Source organism: Gottfriedia sp. NPDC058432 (assembly GCF_042721555.1).
In the GTDB taxonomy this organism is placed as follows: Bacteria; Bacillota; Bacilli; order Bacillales; family Bacillaceae_G; genus Gottfriedia.
The window spans coordinates 128,480-146,914 of record NZ_JBHXLC010000007.1 but is presented as its reverse complement, the minus strand read 5'-3'; the positions used below and the strand labels follow the sequence as shown (position 1 = coordinate 146,914).

Annotated in this window: 18 protein-coding genes; 5 read left to right on the top strand and 13 right to left on the bottom strand. The window is 32.7% G+C overall.

Annotated elements, in window-relative coordinates; all coding sequences use genetic code 11:
- Positions 1-122 precede the first annotated feature (122 nt).
- From ACFWM3_RS09455 to ACFWM3_RS09430, 6 genes are all read right to left on the bottom strand, one after another.
- Complete coding sequence (locus ACFWM3_RS09455) at positions 123-236, bottom strand: hypothetical protein (RefSeq protein ID WP_390311220.1); 114 nt, start codon at positions 234-236, stop codon at positions 123-125.
- A 13-nt stretch (positions 237-249) separates the two neighbouring features.
- Complete coding sequence (locus ACFWM3_RS09450; protein WP_390311179.1) at positions 250-1,821, bottom strand: chitinase; 1,572 nt, start codon at positions 1,819-1,821, stop codon at positions 250-252.
- Between the two features lie 9 nt (positions 1,822-1,830).
- On the bottom strand, positions 1,831-4,128 hold the full coding sequence (locus ACFWM3_RS09445) for a glycosyltransferase family 2 protein (RefSeq protein WP_390311178.1): 2,298 nt from the start codon (positions 4,126-4,128) through the stop codon (positions 1,831-1,833).
- Positions 4,129-4,279: 151 nt separating this feature from the next.
- Entirely contained in the window at positions 4,280-4,477 is a 198-nt protein-coding gene (locus ACFWM3_RS09440; protein WP_390311177.1) for a hypothetical protein, read from the bottom strand.
- A gap of 31 nt (positions 4,478-4,508) precedes the next feature.
- Positions 4,509-5,384 (bottom strand): UTP--glucose-1-phosphate uridylyltransferase GalU, encoded by an 876-nt coding sequence (gene galU / locus ACFWM3_RS09435; protein WP_390311176.1) that lies wholly within the window; start codon positions 5,382-5,384, stop codon positions 4,509-4,511.
- 309 nt (positions 5,385-5,693) lie between these two features.
- Positions 5,694-5,837 (bottom strand): Wzz/FepE/Etk N-terminal domain-containing protein, encoded by a 144-nt coding sequence (locus ACFWM3_RS09430; protein ID WP_390311219.1) that lies wholly within the window; start codon positions 5,835-5,837, stop codon positions 5,694-5,696.
- A gap of 417 nt (positions 5,838-6,254) precedes the next feature.
- Between ACFWM3_RS09430 and ACFWM3_RS09425 the strand changes: the two genes are divergently transcribed.
- Positions 6,255-6,413, top strand: a complete 159-nt coding sequence (locus ACFWM3_RS09425) for a BH0509 family protein (RefSeq protein WP_390311175.1) — start codon at positions 6,255-6,257, stop codon at positions 6,411-6,413.
- Positions 6,414-6,954: 541 nt separating this feature from the next.
- Here the strand turns inward: ACFWM3_RS09425 and ACFWM3_RS09420 are convergent.
- Positions 6,955-7,641, bottom strand: a complete 687-nt coding sequence (locus ACFWM3_RS09420) for a winged helix-turn-helix domain-containing protein (RefSeq protein ID WP_390311174.1) — start codon at positions 7,639-7,641, stop codon at positions 6,955-6,957.
- Between the two features lie 172 nt (positions 7,642-7,813).
- Here ACFWM3_RS09420 and ACFWM3_RS09415 point away from each other — a divergent pair, with 172 nt between their 5' ends.
- Complete coding sequence (locus ACFWM3_RS09415; protein WP_390311173.1) at positions 7,814-8,767, top strand: PstS family phosphate ABC transporter substrate-binding protein; 954 nt, start codon at positions 7,814-7,816, stop codon at positions 8,765-8,767.
- 78 nt (positions 8,768-8,845) lie between these two features.
- Here the strand turns inward: ACFWM3_RS09415 and ACFWM3_RS09410 are convergent, their stop codons facing one another.
- From ACFWM3_RS09410 to ACFWM3_RS09400, 3 genes are all read right to left on the bottom strand, one after another.
- The gene (locus ACFWM3_RS09410) at positions 8,846-9,811 is read right to left on the bottom strand and encodes a phosphotransferase enzyme family protein (RefSeq protein ID WP_390311172.1); all 966 of its coding nucleotides are present in this window, start codon (positions 9,809-9,811) and stop codon (positions 8,846-8,848) included.
- A 102-nt stretch (positions 9,812-9,913) separates the two neighbouring features.
- Positions 9,914-11,461, bottom strand: coding sequence for a response regulator transcription factor (locus ACFWM3_RS09405; protein ID WP_390311171.1), 1,548 nt, complete (start codon positions 11,459-11,461; stop codon positions 9,914-9,916).
- Positions 11,439-13,268, bottom strand: coding sequence for a sensor histidine kinase (locus tag ACFWM3_RS09400; RefSeq protein WP_390311170.1), 1,830 nt, complete (start codon positions 13,266-13,268; stop codon positions 11,439-11,441). Before ACFWM3_RS09400 ends, ACFWM3_RS09405 begins: the two co-directional genes overlap by 23 nt.
- Before the next feature lie 248 nt (positions 13,269-13,516).
- Between ACFWM3_RS09400 and ACFWM3_RS09395 the strand changes: the two genes are divergently transcribed.
- The 3 genes from ACFWM3_RS09395 to ACFWM3_RS09385 are packed head-to-tail and all read left to right on the top strand — an operon-like array spanning position 13,517 to position 15,062.
- Entirely contained in the window at positions 13,517-14,419 is a 903-nt protein-coding gene (locus ACFWM3_RS09395) for a DUF6973 domain-containing protein (protein ID WP_390311169.1), read from the top strand.
- 21 nt (positions 14,420-14,440) lie between these two features.
- A complete protein-coding gene (locus ACFWM3_RS09390; protein ID WP_390311168.1) occupies positions 14,441-14,866 on the top strand; it encodes a hypothetical protein in 426 nt (141 codons plus the stop codon).
- A gap of 16 nt (positions 14,867-14,882) precedes the next feature.
- Positions 14,883-15,062 carry a hypothetical protein gene (locus ACFWM3_RS09385; protein ID WP_390311167.1) on the top strand — a complete coding sequence of 60 codons (180 nt, stop codon included), beginning with the start codon at positions 14,883-14,885 and terminating at the stop codon, positions 15,060-15,062.
- 80 nt (positions 15,063-15,142) lie between these two features.
- Here ACFWM3_RS09385 and ACFWM3_RS09380 read toward each other — a convergent pair whose 3' ends face one another.
- The 3 genes from ACFWM3_RS09380 to ACFWM3_RS09370 form a co-directional block, all read right to left on the bottom strand.
- Positions 15,143-16,414: an ABC transporter substrate-binding protein gene (locus ACFWM3_RS09380; RefSeq protein WP_390311166.1), complete on the bottom strand. Its 1,272-nt coding sequence runs from the start codon at positions 16,412-16,414 to the stop codon at positions 15,143-15,145.
- Between the two features lie 129 nt (positions 16,415-16,543).
- Entirely contained in the window at positions 16,544-17,374 is an 831-nt protein-coding gene (locus ACFWM3_RS09375) for a carbohydrate ABC transporter permease (RefSeq protein WP_390311165.1), read from the bottom strand.
- Positions 17,374-18,309: a carbohydrate ABC transporter permease gene (locus ACFWM3_RS09370; protein ID WP_390311164.1), complete on the bottom strand. Its 936-nt coding sequence runs from the start codon at positions 18,307-18,309 to the stop codon at positions 17,374-17,376. The genes ACFWM3_RS09375 and ACFWM3_RS09370 overlap by 1 nt, the downstream gene beginning before the upstream one ends.
- Positions 18,310-18,435: the final 126 nt, after the last annotated feature.

The following is an 18,435-nucleotide window of genomic DNA, read 5'->3' as shown; positions in this document are numbered from 1 at the left end:
TCTATTTTTTTATTAAAAACAATAAAAGTGCATTTCTCTATCCAAGCCTCTGCCTTATAAAAATAAAAAAGCTAAAATGAATCCTTTAAAAGAATTAACCTAGCTTTTTAATTTTACTCTATTCAATTAAGAAGCGATTCAAACCGATAGCCTTTTCCCTTAATCGTTTTAATAGATTTAGGATAATTCGGAAGTTCTTCGATTTTATGTCGTAAACTATGACTATAAAGATCAATTAATCTTCTATTATTATTTCCTAATTTCCTTCAACACTTTCTTAATTTCATCCTGAGTCAACTGTTCCCATGGTGCTGCATCATCATTAGCAAGGGGTTTTTCAGGATTTTCATCTTTGTTCCACCATTTTGCCTCATACGGGATGCCATTAACCATTACCCGATCACCAGCTCCATAGACTGCTCCTTCTTCCCATTCCTGATAGGTTCCTTTAGGCAAGCTAACTTTTGGCAATGGTTTTTCTCCAGGCAATACCGGACCAACAAGTTCCCAAGGAATTGTATTTTCATCCAAGATAGGTGCATCAGGAGCATCTCCTTTTGTCCACCATTTAGCTCTATACACATTGTGCTTCCATACAACACGAGTACCTTTTAAATAGGTTGTAGATTCATTCCATATCTCATACGGAGAAGTTTTCGGATCATCCGGTTTATTCAAATCTATATCCGTTACATCTGACTTGGTTGTCCGTTTTGCATCACTAGAAACACTACCATTCATATTCTGTTTCAAAATCGTTGCAAACTCTTGATTGTTTTGTTTAACACCACTGTAAAAGTTGGAAACACTTTGAATTCCAACACTATTCTCACTGGATTTTCTGTCACGGTTTGCTGACCACATAGACAATCGTCCCAAACCATTTTCTACGGCAAATTGATTCAGCTTAGCAGCATCTTCTAAACCAAAAACTTCACCTTGGATATCATTTTGGCCAATCATTGGTGTTGCGCCGAGTTTTCTCCACAATGCTTTATCACTCAAGTTAACTCCTTGTTTTTGATAAATAATCTTTAGTTGGCGATGGGTTTTTTTCAAGGCATTAATCGAATTGTCTGCCATAGAAAGTTCTGAATTACGACTTCCCCCATAATCCATTGTCATGATATTGACGCCAGCTAAATCTACTCCAGCTCTCAATAATGTTGTTACGGCATCCGTACCATCCTCAGTCAAACCTTGCGGGGTTACTGGTAATGTTACCCAAATAGCTAACTCTTTTTTATCTTTTTTCCGTTCTTGCTGCAATTTTGCCAAAGCTTCCCCACGAAGTTTAGCAGCATGCTTATTTCTCAATCCTTCTTCTTCTAAATCCACATCAATCGTATTCAGATCATAACGCTTTACAACTTTAGCATATGCATTTTTTATTTTTCCAACATCTGTTGTTGTAATTGCTAATTCTGAATTGGATAAGCCACCAAATGAAACAATGACTTCCCCTCCTTTTTGTCGTAGGCGAGCAATTCGTCGATCGATATCTAAATCATCAGATGCCTGATCCAACGAATAGGCGCCTCCCCAACTAGGAACAGCACTATTTTTATTCTTAGCTACTACGAAAGAAAGCACAACATTACCATCAATTTTTTCAAATTCATATTGCGGTGTCAGTGTAGCATCGACATAAGGGGCAAACCAAGGATTTGATTCTGCCGCTGTTTTTTCTGTTTTTTTTGTTTTTTCTATTTTACTAACTACGACTATATTATCTCGATAAAAATAACTAACTCCTACAGCTACCACAACTAAACATACCAACATTAAACGCGGCATTGACAATTTCTTTTTATTTTGCATAATCTATTTTCATCCTATTTTTTTATTGCTGAAATTAGGTTTATCTTCAACTTCAGTTGTCTCTGTATTTTCCCATTTACCAAGTGATATGCTTAAAGGAACTTCTGTTTGCCCCTTCTCATCACCATAGTATAAAACTGATTGCCAATTGATTTCTGATTGATCTTTTTCAGCTTTTTCAGTTTGCTTAGGTTTTACTTCTACAAATATCCAATCTTTAAAGTTATGAATTAAATCCACAATCATATTGACAGGTCCGATAAATGTTAATGCAGCCCACGCACAAGTAAAGGCGTTAAAAAAGGAAAATATAGCATTCGGCCAATTTCCGAGCATGAAAGAGCGCCAGCAAATAAAAACAGAGTAAGCAATAATAATGATCGGCGCTAAGATATAAAGTGTTGGCGTGCCAGTTCGATCATTAACCTTAGGCGTTCGTGCAAAAGGAATTTTTTCACTTGTTAATATCTGTTGGATCGATTTTAGCACTCCAGCCGTATTAACAGCCAACAAGATTAGATTAAGACCATAAATTCGGAAGATGTCCATTCGTTTATAACGATTGTATTTTAAATCACTCGCCATTGCAGTAAAGTAAGGGACAGCAGCACCAACAATAAAAATACTCAATAAACGATCGTCAAAGGGATAGGCTAAAAGGAAGATTAAGCCAAAACTAGACCAAGCAATCGATGCCATGTAATTGACTCGCAACACGATTTCCATTAACTTGATTGGATTCCCTTCCTGACGGCGTTGACGAATAGTAGCAAATAGTTTCGACATAATTAATAATCCACCATTGGCCCAACGACGACGTTGGATAACTAGAGAACCGAAATCTGGTGGAGTTGCTGAGTAACTCAAACGCTCCGGATAATTTGCCAAGGTCCAACCATTTTTTTCTAAATCAATACTAGACTCCGTATCCTCAATTACTGTACGGTCTTGGATAAAACGGCGAACCTTAAATCCATTTACATATTCTGTTTCAGCAATATCCTCGATCGCACGTTTTCGGATGACCGCGTTCGCCCCTACCCAAAAGGTCGCGCCATAATACGTTGTTCCTTGGTGTAAAGTGTGTTGAATATCTGTTGTAGCACCAGCAATTCGTTCGATTCGAGTTGGACATCCACGGAAAGAAGAATAAGGAGTTTGTGTTACAGCTACATTTTCATTTCCTTCTTGATTCAATAGATATACAAGACGTAAACAATACTCTTTTAGCAGAATAGAATCGGCATCGAGCGTTAGTAAAAATTCAGTATCTGGAATGACTAAATCTGCTTCTGCCTCAGAAGATACTCTCTGCAATACTTTACCAGCTGGTGTTTGGCGAATCTTGTAACTCCCTCCCATTAAATCAATATAAGAGTTAAGATTCATAGCTTTATTGGCTTCATCAGATAAAGAAACAAACTGTTTTCGTTGGAAATACCCTACTTTTCCGGTAAAAATCCATACTAATCGAGAATAAAACTGATAGATTCGTTCATAGCTCATGCCATAATTTTCTTTTGAGGATTTCTCTAATGCTACTGCCGTTACGGTTAATTCATTAGCTAAATCTCTTAAAACTTGATTATTAAAGAAATCATCTACATGAGTCTCATCTGGTTCATCATCAGCAAATTTATTAATCCATTTGGCAGCATAATTATATTGCTTTATTAAATCATTTAAAGTAGAAGAAGAGATTTCCCCAGTTTTGTTATAAGTCTCTTCAAAATCGTCACGAGCTTTTGCTAGTTTAGTATAAGGGACTTCCAAAAGCTCTGTAATTTCTTTTGCAAGATTCATAGTTGCTTGCAATTTTTCCCTTTTTTGCGGATCTGTTGGATTCGGCTTATCATCAATCAGAAGTTGTACATCGATTGTCGGATATTCTTGTAAAACAGCTGATAGTAATGTTTTTCGAATAACGTCAACCTCTTCATCATACGAAGGAACCAAAACAGTAATTCCTGGTTGATTCTCAGAAAAATAAGCAGATAAGGTTTCACGTGGGATCCGAGTATGCTCTTTAAAGCGGATCAATGCCCCTTGTCTAGAATAAAGATACATCAATGCGGAAAAACATAGTGTCGTAACAATTAAGATATATAATCCCGCTTCAACGACTTGTTTAAAACTACCATTGCCATTATGCAGTTGATCAAAAATTGTGGATGCTACATAAAGCAGCCAAAATAAAATCGTAAACAAAATATAGATTCGATTCAATGTCAATTTTGCAGTGGATGGTTTTTCATGCACTCTTGGTAATGGTTCCATATTGCTTTCAGTGTACCGTTGTCTTTTCATTTTGTTCATCCCTCTTGTTAGTCAAGTCCCTATTATTGGGTAAATAAAAAAATACAATGTTTCAACTATTTATGGATGGGCAGATTAAATTGTCACGTCAAAAATCTCCCATCCTTTTTTTGAATAAACTCTTTTCCATTTTTACCGAAGTTTAAAAAAAGAAAATTGGACCTTTAGGATCTTCTAACGTTAAAATAATAGCAATAATCATATGAACTGGTAATAGTAGTATAAGACCCAAAAAAGCGCCAGATAAATCCACTAAGCGCTTAGTAAATAAATAGATCCTTCTTTTTTCAATTGTTTCTTTCGATAAGAATGGCTTTAGAAGCATATTCTGATTGTTCAAATCTCATTGCTTTCAATCTGATCATCCAACTTTATTTAATATTGACTGTTAACATGTCATGTAAATACTTCAATAAATCATCTCTTAAATCATCATGCTTTAATGCAAAATCAATTGTTGTCTTAATAAACCCTAATTTTTCACCAACGTCGTGACGCTTTCCTTCAAAGTCATATGCAAACACACGTTGAATTGAATTTAATTTTTGAATTGCATCCGTTAATTGAATTTCGCCACCTGCACCGATATTTTGTTCTTCTAAGTACATAAAGATTTCAGGTGTAAATACATAACGACCCATAATTGCTAAATTAGAAGGTGCTGTACCTGGTGCTGGCTTTTCGACAAAGTTTTTAACTTCGTATCTTCTACCCTCTTGCATAATCGGTTCAACAATGCCATATCGATGCGTCTCTTCTTCTGGTACTGTTTGAACACCAATTACTGAAGAATATGTATTGTCATACTGGTCCATTAGCTGCTTTAATCCTGGTGTTTCAGCTTCTACAATATCGTCACCAAGTAATACCGCAAATGGTTCGTTGCCGATAAAATTACGCGCACACCATACAGCATGACCTAATCCTTTAGGTTCTTTTTGTCTTATGTAATGAATGTCGATATTAGATGGAGCTTTAACCTGTTCTAATAACGCATACTTTTCTTTTTCTAATAAATTTTGTTCTAGCTCATATGAAAAATCAAAATGATCTTCAATTGCGCGTTTACCTTTACCTGTTACGATAATGATATCTTCAATGCCTGATTCAATTGCTTCTTCAACAATGTATTGAATTGTTGGCTTGTCTACGATTGGTAGCATTTCTTTCGGCATTGCTTTTGTTGCAGGTAAAAAGCGTGTCCCTAAACCCGCTGCTGGTATAATTGCTTTTCTTACTTTCTTCATTTCCAAATTCCCTCCATTGCTTTCCTTCCCCAAATGAATAAAGTTTCCACTTCTATATTCATGTGATTAAATACACAAGAAGAAACTCTATTTTCTTTTAAACTAAATATAATTTAGGGCATCTAACCCCTCCTCACACTAATTGTTAGCAGTTACTGATGCAAAAAATCATTTCACAAGTGTGTGATGACTGGTAATGATCTGCTTAGACGCTCTTTCGGAGCATCAAACAGAATCTCATCATATTGTTCATGCATTTGAGAATCTAAATTTAATTGATTAATAACTTCGTCTAAAATAGATGGACTCCTAATAACGACATTGTATGTTGATCAATTGAACATTTGTTTGTATTTGATTATTCTGATAAATCAAAGAATCATTTGTTTCTTTTTGGTTAACTAATAATTGAGTTGAAGATTGATAAATTGGGGGTATAAATAAATAGCTAATGACTCCTGTAATCCATTTATTATTCTATTAAAATATACTATCAGATTCAACAATGCCAAGTATAACAATTACTTAACAAAAAGTTAAGTAGAAATTAACCTATAATAGGAAGTTTTAGTTAAATTTACCATAATATATCGCTTTTTGTCGAATTTTTTACCTAACTTATTGAAACTCTTACAAACTGGTCTTTTTCTGTTACATTCATTAATGAAAATTGTAATATTAGATATTTTTCTAGAATAATTAATACGTTGTAATTTGAATAATAATTAATGAAATGATTAAATTATCTTTTTTACTTTTTCAGTAAAAATTTCTAGCATATTTTAATTTTATTGTTATATAATAGTTAAAATATAAATACACTGCATTAAAACAGATTGAAAACAAATTAGTCATTCTAAATCAAAGGGAATGTTGTTAATAATTAGGAGAGAAGAGCGTAAAAACATGGTTCAATTTTTTGAATTAACAAATGGATTTTCACTTGAGGACTTAATTTTCATGACGAATGCTGATTTAAAGCACCTTTTTGACACGGCGTATACTTATATGTTACATCACGCTGAGTAAGATCTTACAAGTTGGGTTTACTACACTTATAAAATAAAAAGCTAGATGTACATCCTTATCTGGATTCACCTAGCTTTTTCATTTGCCAATTTTTCGATCGTTAATGCTGTATCTAATTACTTATATATCCTCTATTTTCGAATTTACAAAAGACAACAAAAGCCCTACTTCTTCGACTATATTCCTCAAATTGAGACAAAAAAATTAAGAAAGAGTATTTACTACGCATCTTTTTGTTATATTAAAATTCTAATATTACCATAATGTGGTAAATAAACAAATTAGGTATTTTTGTTGTTCAAGTTGCGAAAGCGTTTAAATCCACCCGCTTTTAACTTAGTTTTTTGGTCTACTTGGGTTTATACGAAAAATAAATTTTTTTTAATTTTAATAAAAAAAGTTGTCTCTTATTATAGAAAAAACTGTTTTTAAATAAAAACATAAGATTACATCCTACTCTCCCCAAAGCTCTGCCATATAAAAATAAAAAAGCTAAATGTCATCCTTAAAAAAGAATGCACCTAGCTTTTTACACACGTGTTCAATTAACAAGCGTTTCAAACCGATAACCTTTTCCCTTAATCGTTTTAATATATTTAGGATAATTCGGAAGTTCCTCAATTTTATGTCGTAAACTATGGATATAAATATCGATTAATCTTCTATTTTTATAAACAGAAATGACTTCCATTAATTCTTCTCTCGTTACAATGAAACCAGCTTTTTTTATTAAAAAAAGTAAAATTGCGTATTCCCTACCATTTAGTTCGATTCTCATTTTGTTTTTATAAACCTCTTCTCGATTTAAATAGAAGGAAATTTCTCCAAAATATAAAACTTTTTCTCTGTCTTCTTCATTTTTTTCATTGCCTGCTCTCCTCATAACTGCTTTTATTCTTGCGGACAAGTCTCTAGGATGAATCGGATATTTAACATATTGATCCGCTCCAGCTTCGATACATATTGCTGCTTCGTATGAATCATAAGTTTCAACTAATAATATGATCGGTATTTCTGTTATCCGTCTTATTCTCATTATCAATGGAATAAACTCGTCCAAAACTTGGCTTTTCATTAATACTATGCAACCTTTTAAGAAACCTAAATGTGTTTCTTCATTAAACTCTCCATATCGATATGTGCTGATTTTAATTAATCCGAATTGTTTACTTTGTTGAAGCACATGTTCAATCTCGTTTTGATCTTGGATGATGACAATTTGCTCCACCTTATATCTCTCCCATTTTTTACTGTTTATACGGTCATTTTAATTGGTTATTAACAAAAAAGGGGGACTTTCACTATACCTTTACAAATTCTTTACGTAGCGTTAAAAGCAAGTTAATCTTTGTGGGATATTGTAAGAAATGTAGCAAAAACAACGAGGGGAGGAACTGTAGATGCAACTAAAGAAAGTAATTATATTAGTCGTCGCAATCACAGCTATATTATCTTTAGCAGCTTGTGGAATTGCCTATCATCCTAATTCAAGTACATCTGAAAAACAATTAACTGGTAGCATACTAATCGATGGTTCATCTACCGTTTTCCCGATTATGCAAACAATAACGAAACAATATAGATCTGCACAACCCGAGGTAACTATTTCAATAGGTAATAGTGGTACAGCTGATGGTTTTAAAAAATTCGCAAATGGAATAACTGATATAAACGACGCATCTCGTCCAATATCAAATGAAGAAGCTACAATCGCTAAACAAAATAACGTCGATTATATTCAATTAAAATTAGCTTATGACGGTCTATCAGTCGTAGTAAATAAAGACAATGATTTTGTGGATCAATTAACAGTTGAACAATTAGCAAAGTTATGGTCAGTAAAAAGTAAAATAAAAACTTGGAACGAACTAAACTCTGCTTGGCCAAAGAAAGAAATTAAATTCTTTAGCCCTGGTACTGAGTCAGGAACTTACGAATACTTTAATAAAACAATTTTAAATCAAGCTGGCGAACGGAAAGATGCTGAAACATCTGAAGATGACAAAAATCTTGTCGCTGATGTTGCTAGTGAAAAAGGTGCAATTGGATACTTTGGTCATGCTTACTATGAAGAAAACAAAGATCAATTAAAAATCGTACCAATCGTAAATCCTAAAACAGGTAAAGCAGTTTTACCAACTGAGGAGACAATCAAAAATGGGACTTACGTACTTTCTCGTGAACTCTACACATATGTAAATATAGACTCACTTAAACGTCCTGTTGTTTTGGACTATTTGAAATTTGCCAATGAAAATGCTCCAACTTTAGCTGAGCAGGTTGGCTATATTCCATTACAAGATGATCTATATGAGAGCAATATTACTAAAATAGAAGAAGCTACACATAAATAACCTTACTCACCCCCCAATTTAAATATAAAAAGAAGCTACGATTCGTATTTGAATCGTAGCTTTTTGTTTACTGTAATTTTAAAGATCAATGATTGATTTCTTATTTATGATTCGCTCTTTTAACTCTTCACAAAGTTCAATGACTCTCTGCGTTTTCTCTTCATATTTCATATTTAGTACATGGTAAAGCGTAATATCACGACATTTTAAAAATGAAGGAATTCGGTTATACCATTCTTCATCTAAAACATATTCGGTTTCATAACCTTTTCGAAAGATTTCTAACTGTCTTTTTGCGAAATTCGATTTTTCTTCGAATGATGCCTTACTACCCCAAGCAGTATAGTATAGGACAATTGCGATATCTGAAATGAAATAATTATATTGCAGATCATCGAAATCAAAAGCCGTAATTTCACCTTTATCATTTACGAAGAAATTCTGGAGATGCAAGTCACTATGGATTAATCCATATGAATCTTTCTTTCTGTCATAAGCTTTGATTTCTTCTATTAATTCCTTCGTAAAAATGCCAAGTTCTTCGTCAGCTAACATTTCATTTAAATAAGCTTCTTCGTCCCAATGTTCACGATGATTTGTGACAGGATAATCAACTGTTAACGCATGAAGTTTTCCGATTGTTTTCCCCCATGTGTACATTAGGTCATCATTCCAAACAGCTGGGTTTGTACGATCAACTAAATTACCATCTGCCCATTCAAACATTGATGCGTAAAAACTGGTGCCATCACTTGCATTTTGAACTTCTACTAAATTACCGTTCAAAGAAGTTAAAGAACCTGCTGCATTTGCTCCATTTTCTCTTGCATATTGTAAAAACTTAAGCTCTGCCTCAATTTCATCCTTTGAGCGATGAGATGAATGCGTTAATCGTAAAATGCGATCAGTACCATCTGCCAGCTTACCTTTAAATAGATAGTTCTCGAACTCTCCGACTGGTTTTTCTTCTACTGTAATACCAAATTGTGATGCTGCATTCGTTAAAATCTCTTTAGTAAAAACTCTTTCAACTGCCTGTTCCATTTTTTAATCCCCCGAAACATAAAATAAAAGCGTAGAATAAATATCTAATTACTTATTCCCCAGTTTCCAAAGATTTCCTGCAACTTTTTTACTAAATAATGACTAATCATTCATATTTCGGTATTCATTTGGGGTCATCCCAACGATTTTCTTAAACACTTTTCGGAAGTATTTATCATCTTGGTAGCCAATTTTCCCAGCTATTTCATAGATTTTTAAATTTGGAAACTTCAATAATTCCTTCGCTTTTTCAATCCGAATTGAAACAATATAATCTGATATATTCACACCGTAAATTTGTTTAAACTTACGGGATATATATTCTCGGCTTAAATAAAATTTCTCTGAAAACTCCTGAAGTGAAATCTCTTCAGCATAGTTCAGTTGAATATAATTTGCGATTGCTTCAATACTATTCAGTTCTTGGTTCGTTTGATTTTTTTCTTGAATAATCGACTGTACTCTTTCTCTTTGAGTCGCTACATAATCACCAATTTCAAAATGCCCTTTCGCATTCCAGAACAATTCTAGATTCACTTCTTGAATGGTTTGAAGCGAAAGTTTATTAATCCAGTGATTTAAGAAGATTAAAAACTCCTGATGCAATGAAAGTAACTGTGCAAAAGGAAGATAATTTTTCTGTGCGATTCGTTTACTAAAAAGTTGAATGACTTCATCGTAAATATAAATATCCTGCTTCTCAACCATTTGTTCAAATAAGTTGATGATTTCTACTAGATTAATCGGATTATACCCTTTTATATCTTCATAAGAATAAACTGGCACATCTCGCTTTTCTAAAATATTTACATGCTGTAGGACATTTACAACCTCTTCGTACCCCGACTGGATCGACTCAATTGGTAACTTCCTACTGATCGCAAAATGAAACGGAAAAGGCACAACTGTCGATAAAATTTTAGCTATATGTTGAATACTATCAGTTACTTGCTCGCCCCAATATAGTAAACAAATCTCCTTCGCACCTTGTAAATTACGAAACGCAATTCCTCGGTTTTGTAGAACTTCATTTACAATATTCAAAAGGGCAAAGAAGCATAAATCCTCTGGCCAAATATCTTTGAATGTCTCTAGATTTCGTAATTTTAGTAAAGATACATGTAAAGTTTGCCCTTCTTCATATCCTAATTGGTTTAACATGTTCTGATTATATTCTTTATCGTAAATCGCATTTGTTAATTGTTTATCTCTATAAACAGGTAAAACTTCCTGAAGCAAACGAAAATCATTTAATGCATCAATTCTCTCTTTTTCTTTTTCATTCCAATCTGAAGCTACTTTTACTAAAGTTTCATTCAATATATCCGGATCAATTGGTTTCAATAAATAATCAGACGCACCGAACTGAATGGCTTCTCTCATATAATGATAGTCATCATATCCCGTTACAACGATTACTTTACAATTAATGTTTTCTGAATGAAGCCACTTTAATAATCCTCTACCGTCTAACTCTGGCATCATTAAATCAGTAAATATAATTGTCGGTCTTTCCTTTAGAATGATGTCTTGCGCGATCGCTCCATTTTCTGCTTCTAATATTTCAGTAACTCCAATTGCATCCCACTCTGCAAGAAGTTTTACACCTTCTCGTACATGCTTTTCGTCATCTATTAGTAGAACCTTCATGATTAACTTCTCCTCTTGTCATTTCAATCGGTAAGATTATCGTTACAACAAAGTTTTCATGCTTCACACTTTCTATTTTTACTTCTGCTTTTTTACCATAATAGAATTGAATGCGATCAGAAATATTTTTTAAACCGATACTCTCGTTAGTATTTAATCCACCTTCTGACAGCGATGAATTGATGATTTCTAATTCCTCTTCTGATGCACCTTCACCATTATCAGCAATGACTATTTTTAAACGATCATCTTTTTGTCTATGAATCGAAATATTTAATTCACCAAGCCTTTGTTGCTTTTCAAAGCTGTGTTTAAAGAAATTTTCTACGATTGGCTGTAAAATCATTTTTGGCATTTTTACTTTGTTTAACCCTTCATCCACTTCCAGGTTATAAACAAATCTGCCATCATAACGTTCATTTTGAAGCGATAAATAATCTTTTATATGGTTTAATTCATCCTTAAGCGTTACAAAATCTTCATTATTTTTCATGCTATATCTCATGATTTTTGAAAGTGACATAATTAATCGATACACTTTAATTCCGTCATTTTTTAATGAAAGAGTTCCAATTGACTGCAAGGCATTGTATAAAAAGTGCGGATTTATTTGAGACTGAAGTACTTTTAATTGATTCGTTTTATTCTCTATTTGAAGCTTGTATTCTTTTATATATAAATCATTTAACGTTTCGACCATTGAAGTAAAATGTTTACCTAACTGACCAAACTCATCATTTCCTAACGTATCAAAAGAAACAGCAAGTTCTCCCTTCTCAATTCGCTGCATATCTCGAATTAAGATTCGAATTGGTCTTGTAAACCTGAAGGATACGATAATGGTTAAAATGATGACTAATAAGACTGAAATTGCCCCGAGTGTAACTGTAATTTTCAATAATTGGTTCGAATTATGATAGAGATTCTTATAAGGAATGCTTTTAATGATTGTCCATTGTTGATGATTGCTTTTTATTTTGTCATACACATAGACCCCACTAAAATCCTTACCCTTCCATTCAAAACTAGTTTCACCTGACCGATCCGAGCTAATTTTTTTATACCATTTTGTTTCTAGTTTTTTACCAATCAGTTTTTTTTCAGATGAATAAAGGACAACATTCCCATCGCCAACAACGAAAAGATGTTCCTCTCCTTTTTTATAAATACGATCAAAAATCTCATTAATTCTACTTAATTCAATATCGATTGATAAAAAGCCGAGCCACTGGTCGGATGTAACATTATTTAAAAAATAATGAAATGATACAACTTGCTTAACTGGCTCTATTCGAAAATCCGATAAATTATTATAATTTTGAATCGGATGAGTCGGTTGAATATAATACGAGTCCCTTGAAAAACTTAAATTTCTATATGTGGGAATTTGATTGAAATTATACATTTTCCCTCGACTACTCACCTTTGCATTGTATACGGTGTAATCGTCCTTACCCTTTGTTAAATATAAATGCAACTGCTCGATTTCTCTTCTTGAAAAATACAGTCCTAGTAAACTCCGTTGAATTTCAGCAGAATTTTGTTCGATGTAGGCTGTAGCACCATTTTCTAACACCGACAAAAACGGTCTATTACTATAAATGGACAATGGAATACCGTAAATTTCATTAAAATAATTCATTAAATCATTTCCACTACGCTTCAATAAATCATAATTCGTATTTACAAATTCCTTCGTAACGGTGTTTTTCGTATAAAAATAACTTGCTATAATCGATAAGCCAAATGGAATAATGGTTGCGATTAACAATAAGGTAATCAGCTTACTTCTAATACTGTTTTTCATGATAACATCCTTTGCGGAAACGTTTGCACTTTCTATTATTAGTTTATCAAAGATAAAGAGCGAATAACACCCTTATACCATTTAAATAACTCCTTAAGTTCGCGACCTTTTGAACTTTTAGTTTACCGTTGAAAGATATCAAATCAAATTTTAAAAAAATTCATATATATTTCATTTTATTTCCAAGAAACCCTCCATTTTTTTGTTAGTCTAAAATTAACTTATAAAAAAAGGAGGAAAAAATTATAATGAAATGGCAGATTAAAATATTAAATATCGTTCTAACTACTACTCTTATATTGATGATATTTCCTTCCTTTACATTAGGAAGTACCGAGATGACTTCTAGTAGTGAAATAATTAAAGCTGAAAATCAATTGAAAATTAACTTAGAAAATGAAGATACAACAATTGAACAACCGACTGAAGAAGAATTTATTGATACGGAAAAGATACCAGCTATAGTAGAAGATTTGGATGAATTTGATGACACCTATTTAGAAAACGTGGATCTAAACAAATTAAGTACAAATATATATTTTAAAGCACTAGATATAAAACAGGAAGAAATTGAAATGTATATAGAAATTGAAGATTATATTAAAGAGAATGAAAAGGATTCTATTGTGGAAACTATTCAATATTTTGATAAAAAGTTTGGAAATGAACCTACTACTATTGGAATTACAGCTAATGCCGCATATAAAGAAATCTATAGTGAATGGACAAAATTAAATACTAAAGAAAAAGTTCTCGTAGCTAGCAATCCTAAGGCAGCTGCTTTAACAAAAACAACACAAAGTAAAGCTTTTGAATACACTCGAAATAAATTTAGTTATAATGGCTTAGGTGATAAATCAGATGCATTTCGTCATGCTATTTGGAATGCTCTAATGTGCAGATACGTTGATAAGTCCTGGGCATATTTATATGCAACTGCTCATGAAGATAAAAGTTCTGCTGAACTGAAAAAAAAAGCTGCAGATGGTTATTTAGAAAGTCAACATCGAAATATGGATTTGCATAATAACCAAAAAGGAAGAGATTGTTGGTATTGGAATAGTGGAATATTATGGACTTCAAATGATACATTAATTAGCAGAGTAAATAAAAAATTAAATAATGGAGAATTGACCTGGTTACATAAATAAAAATGAAAAAGGAGATTTTTTTTGAAATTATTTAAAATTAATTATTTGTTAATGATCGTAATAGTTATGTTTCTGATTAGTATACCTTTTTTAAACGGTTGCTCCCAAACTACTGAACTTTCTATTAAGCAAAATCAAAAACTATCTAAAACAGAAACAAATTGGACTAACGATTTAGCTAATGGAATTTATCTTAAAGAATTAAATAAACAAGAAGCAATTCTTTATGTTAAATTAAAAAATAATAAACACTTTTATTCACTAATCGAGGTTAATGTTGATAAATTTAATGATAAACATCGAATCAATATTGAAGAACAAAATGCTGTACAAGATTCTGAAGTAACAGATGAATATTTTGGTGAATTGAAGAGCGAAATTCCTTTCAATGAATTAGAAGTCTATTTAAACGGGAAGAAAACAACATTAACAATTATAAAAAAATAATAAGGTGAGTAATGCTATGCTTGATGAAATGAGAAAGTTCGAAAATGGATTTCCTGACGGAGTTTATGTAGAACCAAACTGCACAAGTGAACCTAAAGTAAAGGTTAAGGCATTGTATGAACACTGTAGGAAAAGTGGATTAAATCCTAAAGATTTGACAGAAAAAGAAAGAGAACAGTTTCTTGTTTATGAATGAGAAAAAGAAAACCCACAAGGATTATTCCTTGTGGGTTACCTTAATCTATGGAGCTATTTTAGGGAAGCCTCAAATTAAGATTATTTCTTTAATTTCATCCAAGTATCTTCAAGAGATTTTAACATTTCGTCAGCAGATTTTTGCTTTCCAACGTAAGCTTGCATTGATGCACCAAACTCATTTGTAGCTCCATCTGGGTATTTGAACCAGTTCCAAGATAATGTTTTACCTTCAGCAGAGTATTTTTGTAAGTCGTCTGCGATTGGTCCTAAGTTTTTACCTTGAATTGTTTTTAATGCTGGGATAAACTTGAATTTTTCTACAATGTATTTTTTACCTGTGTCAGAAGTAACCATCCACTCTAAGAATTTTTTAGCTTCTTCTTTGTTTTTAGAGTTTTTGTTAACTACCCAGTTATTTGGTACACCCATTGGTAATTTGTCCATAGCTGCTTTGTCATCGTTGATTGGAATTGGTAACACACCTAAGTTCATGTTTGGAGTGATTCCATCAACCATACCTTGAATCCAGTTACCTTGTTGGATCATAGCAGTTTTACCTTGAGCAAAGTTAGTAACTTGAGTGTTGTAATCTGTTGTTAAAGGATTTTTATTTCCGTATTTAATCGTTAAATCAAACAGTTTCATAAATTGTTTGAATTTCTCGTTGTCTTGAATTTTCACTTTACCAGAATTAACGTCAGCCATGAATTTGTCTGGATCTTGTTGTTGAGCGAAAGGAATATTTAATAAATGAATTCCTAGAATCCACCACTCACCATAACCTACTGAGAATGGTGTGATACCTGCTTTTTGAAGCTTTTCAGCTGCAGCAGTTAATTCGCTTAATGTTTTTGGTGCTTCAGTAATACCAGCTTTCGCGAATAAATCTTTATTGTAAATAAAGCCATAACCTTCAGTATTCATTGGCATACCGTAAAGTTTGCCGTCAATTGTCATTGGTTTTTCAGTTCCTGGATATAAGTCTTTTACCCATGATTGATCAGATAGATCTTCTAATTTATCTTTCCAAGTTACTGCCTCTTGGAATCCACCGTTGTTAAAGATATCAGGCTCATTACCTGAAGCAAATTGAGCTTTTAATGCAGCACCGTAATCAGCACCGCCACCAACAGTTTGAATTTTAACTGTTACGTTTGGATTTTCCTTATGGTAATCCTTAGCCATTTGTTCTAAATCTTTCGCAATCTCAGCTTTAAACTGGAATACGTTTAATGTTACTTTTTTATCCTTTGAATCATTTGACCCTTTGTCTGAAGATCCTCCAGAACATGCAGAGAATAACATTACTGATGTTGTTAATGCTGCTGCTACCTTTAGCATCCTTTTCATCCTAAAAACCCCCGTCTCAATATTCTTTATTTTGAATACGCTTTCATTATACATTTAAAAATAAACAACTATGGATAGCCTATATTGACATGATGGGTGGAATATATTGATAGCTTCCACCCAATCACATTATTTAATTGAACCGCTCGTAATCCCTTTAATAATATGTTTCTGTGCTGCAAAGTAGAAAATTAATAGTGGCGTTATACCTAAAACAAGTCCAGATAACGCTAAGTTCCACTGTTTTGTATATGCTCCAAAGAAGTAGAATGTAGCAAGAGGAATTGTTCTTAACTCCATATCTCTTAATACAAGTGATGGTAATAAGAAGTCATTCCAAATCCATAACGTATTTAGGATAACAATTGTAACCGTAATTGGTTTTAATAGAGGAAAAACAACTTTCCAGAAAACCATAGTCGGTGAACATCCATCAATAATTGCTGCTTCCTCTAACTCAATTGGGATTGTTTTAATAAATCCATGATATAGGAAGATTGATAATGCTGACCCAAAACCTAAATACATGATTACTAATCCCCAATGACTATTCATTAAATGAAGTGTACTTCCAACTTTCACTAATGGGATCATGATTGATTGGAACGGAATAACCATTGTCGCTACAAAGATAAAGAAAATAATATTTGAAATTTTGCTTTTTGAACGAACTAGTTTATAAGCCGTCATCGAACAGAAAAATACGATTATAACATTACTAGCAATTGTCACGATTAACGAGTTCATTAGCGCTTTCCAGAAATTCATAACTTCAATTGCTTGTTGATAGTTTGTAAAATCTAAGCTTTTTGGAAGCGAAGATGTATTTTGTAAAATATCAGCAAATGATTTAAATGAGTTACCTAACACATAATAAAAAGGAACTAAGAAGATGAGAGCAAGTATAATTGCCGCTATTTCTAATATAAAAGTAAAGCCTGTATATCGTTCTTTTAGCATTATGCCTCAACCTCCCTTTTCTTCGTAATGTACACTTGAATCACTGAAATTAACGCAACGACTACGAAGAATACAATCGCTTTTGCTTCACCTAATCCATAACGGTTATTTACAAAAGCCTCAGTATAAATGTTTAAAGCTAACATCTCAGTAGACTTAAAAGGTCCACCATTTGTTAATGAAAGGTTTGTATCAAATACTTTAAATGACCATGAAATTGTTAAGAATAAACAAACTGTTACAGCTGGTGCTACCATTGGAATAATGATTTTACGTAACACCTGGAATTTATTTGCACCATCAATTTGAGCTGCTTCAATTAATTCTTGTGGTACACCTTGCAGAGCCGCTACATAAATAACCATTATGTAACCTGCACCTTGCCAAACTGCCACGATGACAATTGCCCAGAACGCACCTTTTTCTTCACCTAAAAGTGCTCTTTGTAAAAAGTCTGAATGTAATAATTGTCCAATAGAAATTAAACCTTTATTAAAAATGAACTGCCAAATGAAACCTAATAATAATCCACCGATTAAATTTGGAAGGAAAAAGATTGTTCTTAAAATATTACTAGTCTTTAATGCTTGCGTTACGATTAACGCTAAACCAAAACCAATCACATTGGTTAAGATCACAGCGAATAATGTATATTTACCGGTTAATATAAACGAATGGATAAAATCCGTATCTTTCGTAAAAATGTATTTATAATTTTCAAGTCCGACCCACTTAGCAGAATCAGCTACACCATCCCACTGAGTAAATGAATAGAAAAAGCCGATTAAAAATGGCGTTAACACGATCGCTGCAAAAACAATACTTACTGGTCCTACAAACGTAAGATAATTTAAAAAATCTCTTAATTTTTTAGATGACTTCTTTGTCTTGGCATCTGATAAATTTGAATCAATCACTTTTTTCGTTTCAATCATCTGTAACACCTCCACTATCATCATAAAATACCTCCGGGGTTGTGAAAACGTATTCATTTGAACAGTAGGGTGGAATATATTGACTAGATTGATTTTGATGATTGTTTTTGATGACTTTAAATTTTA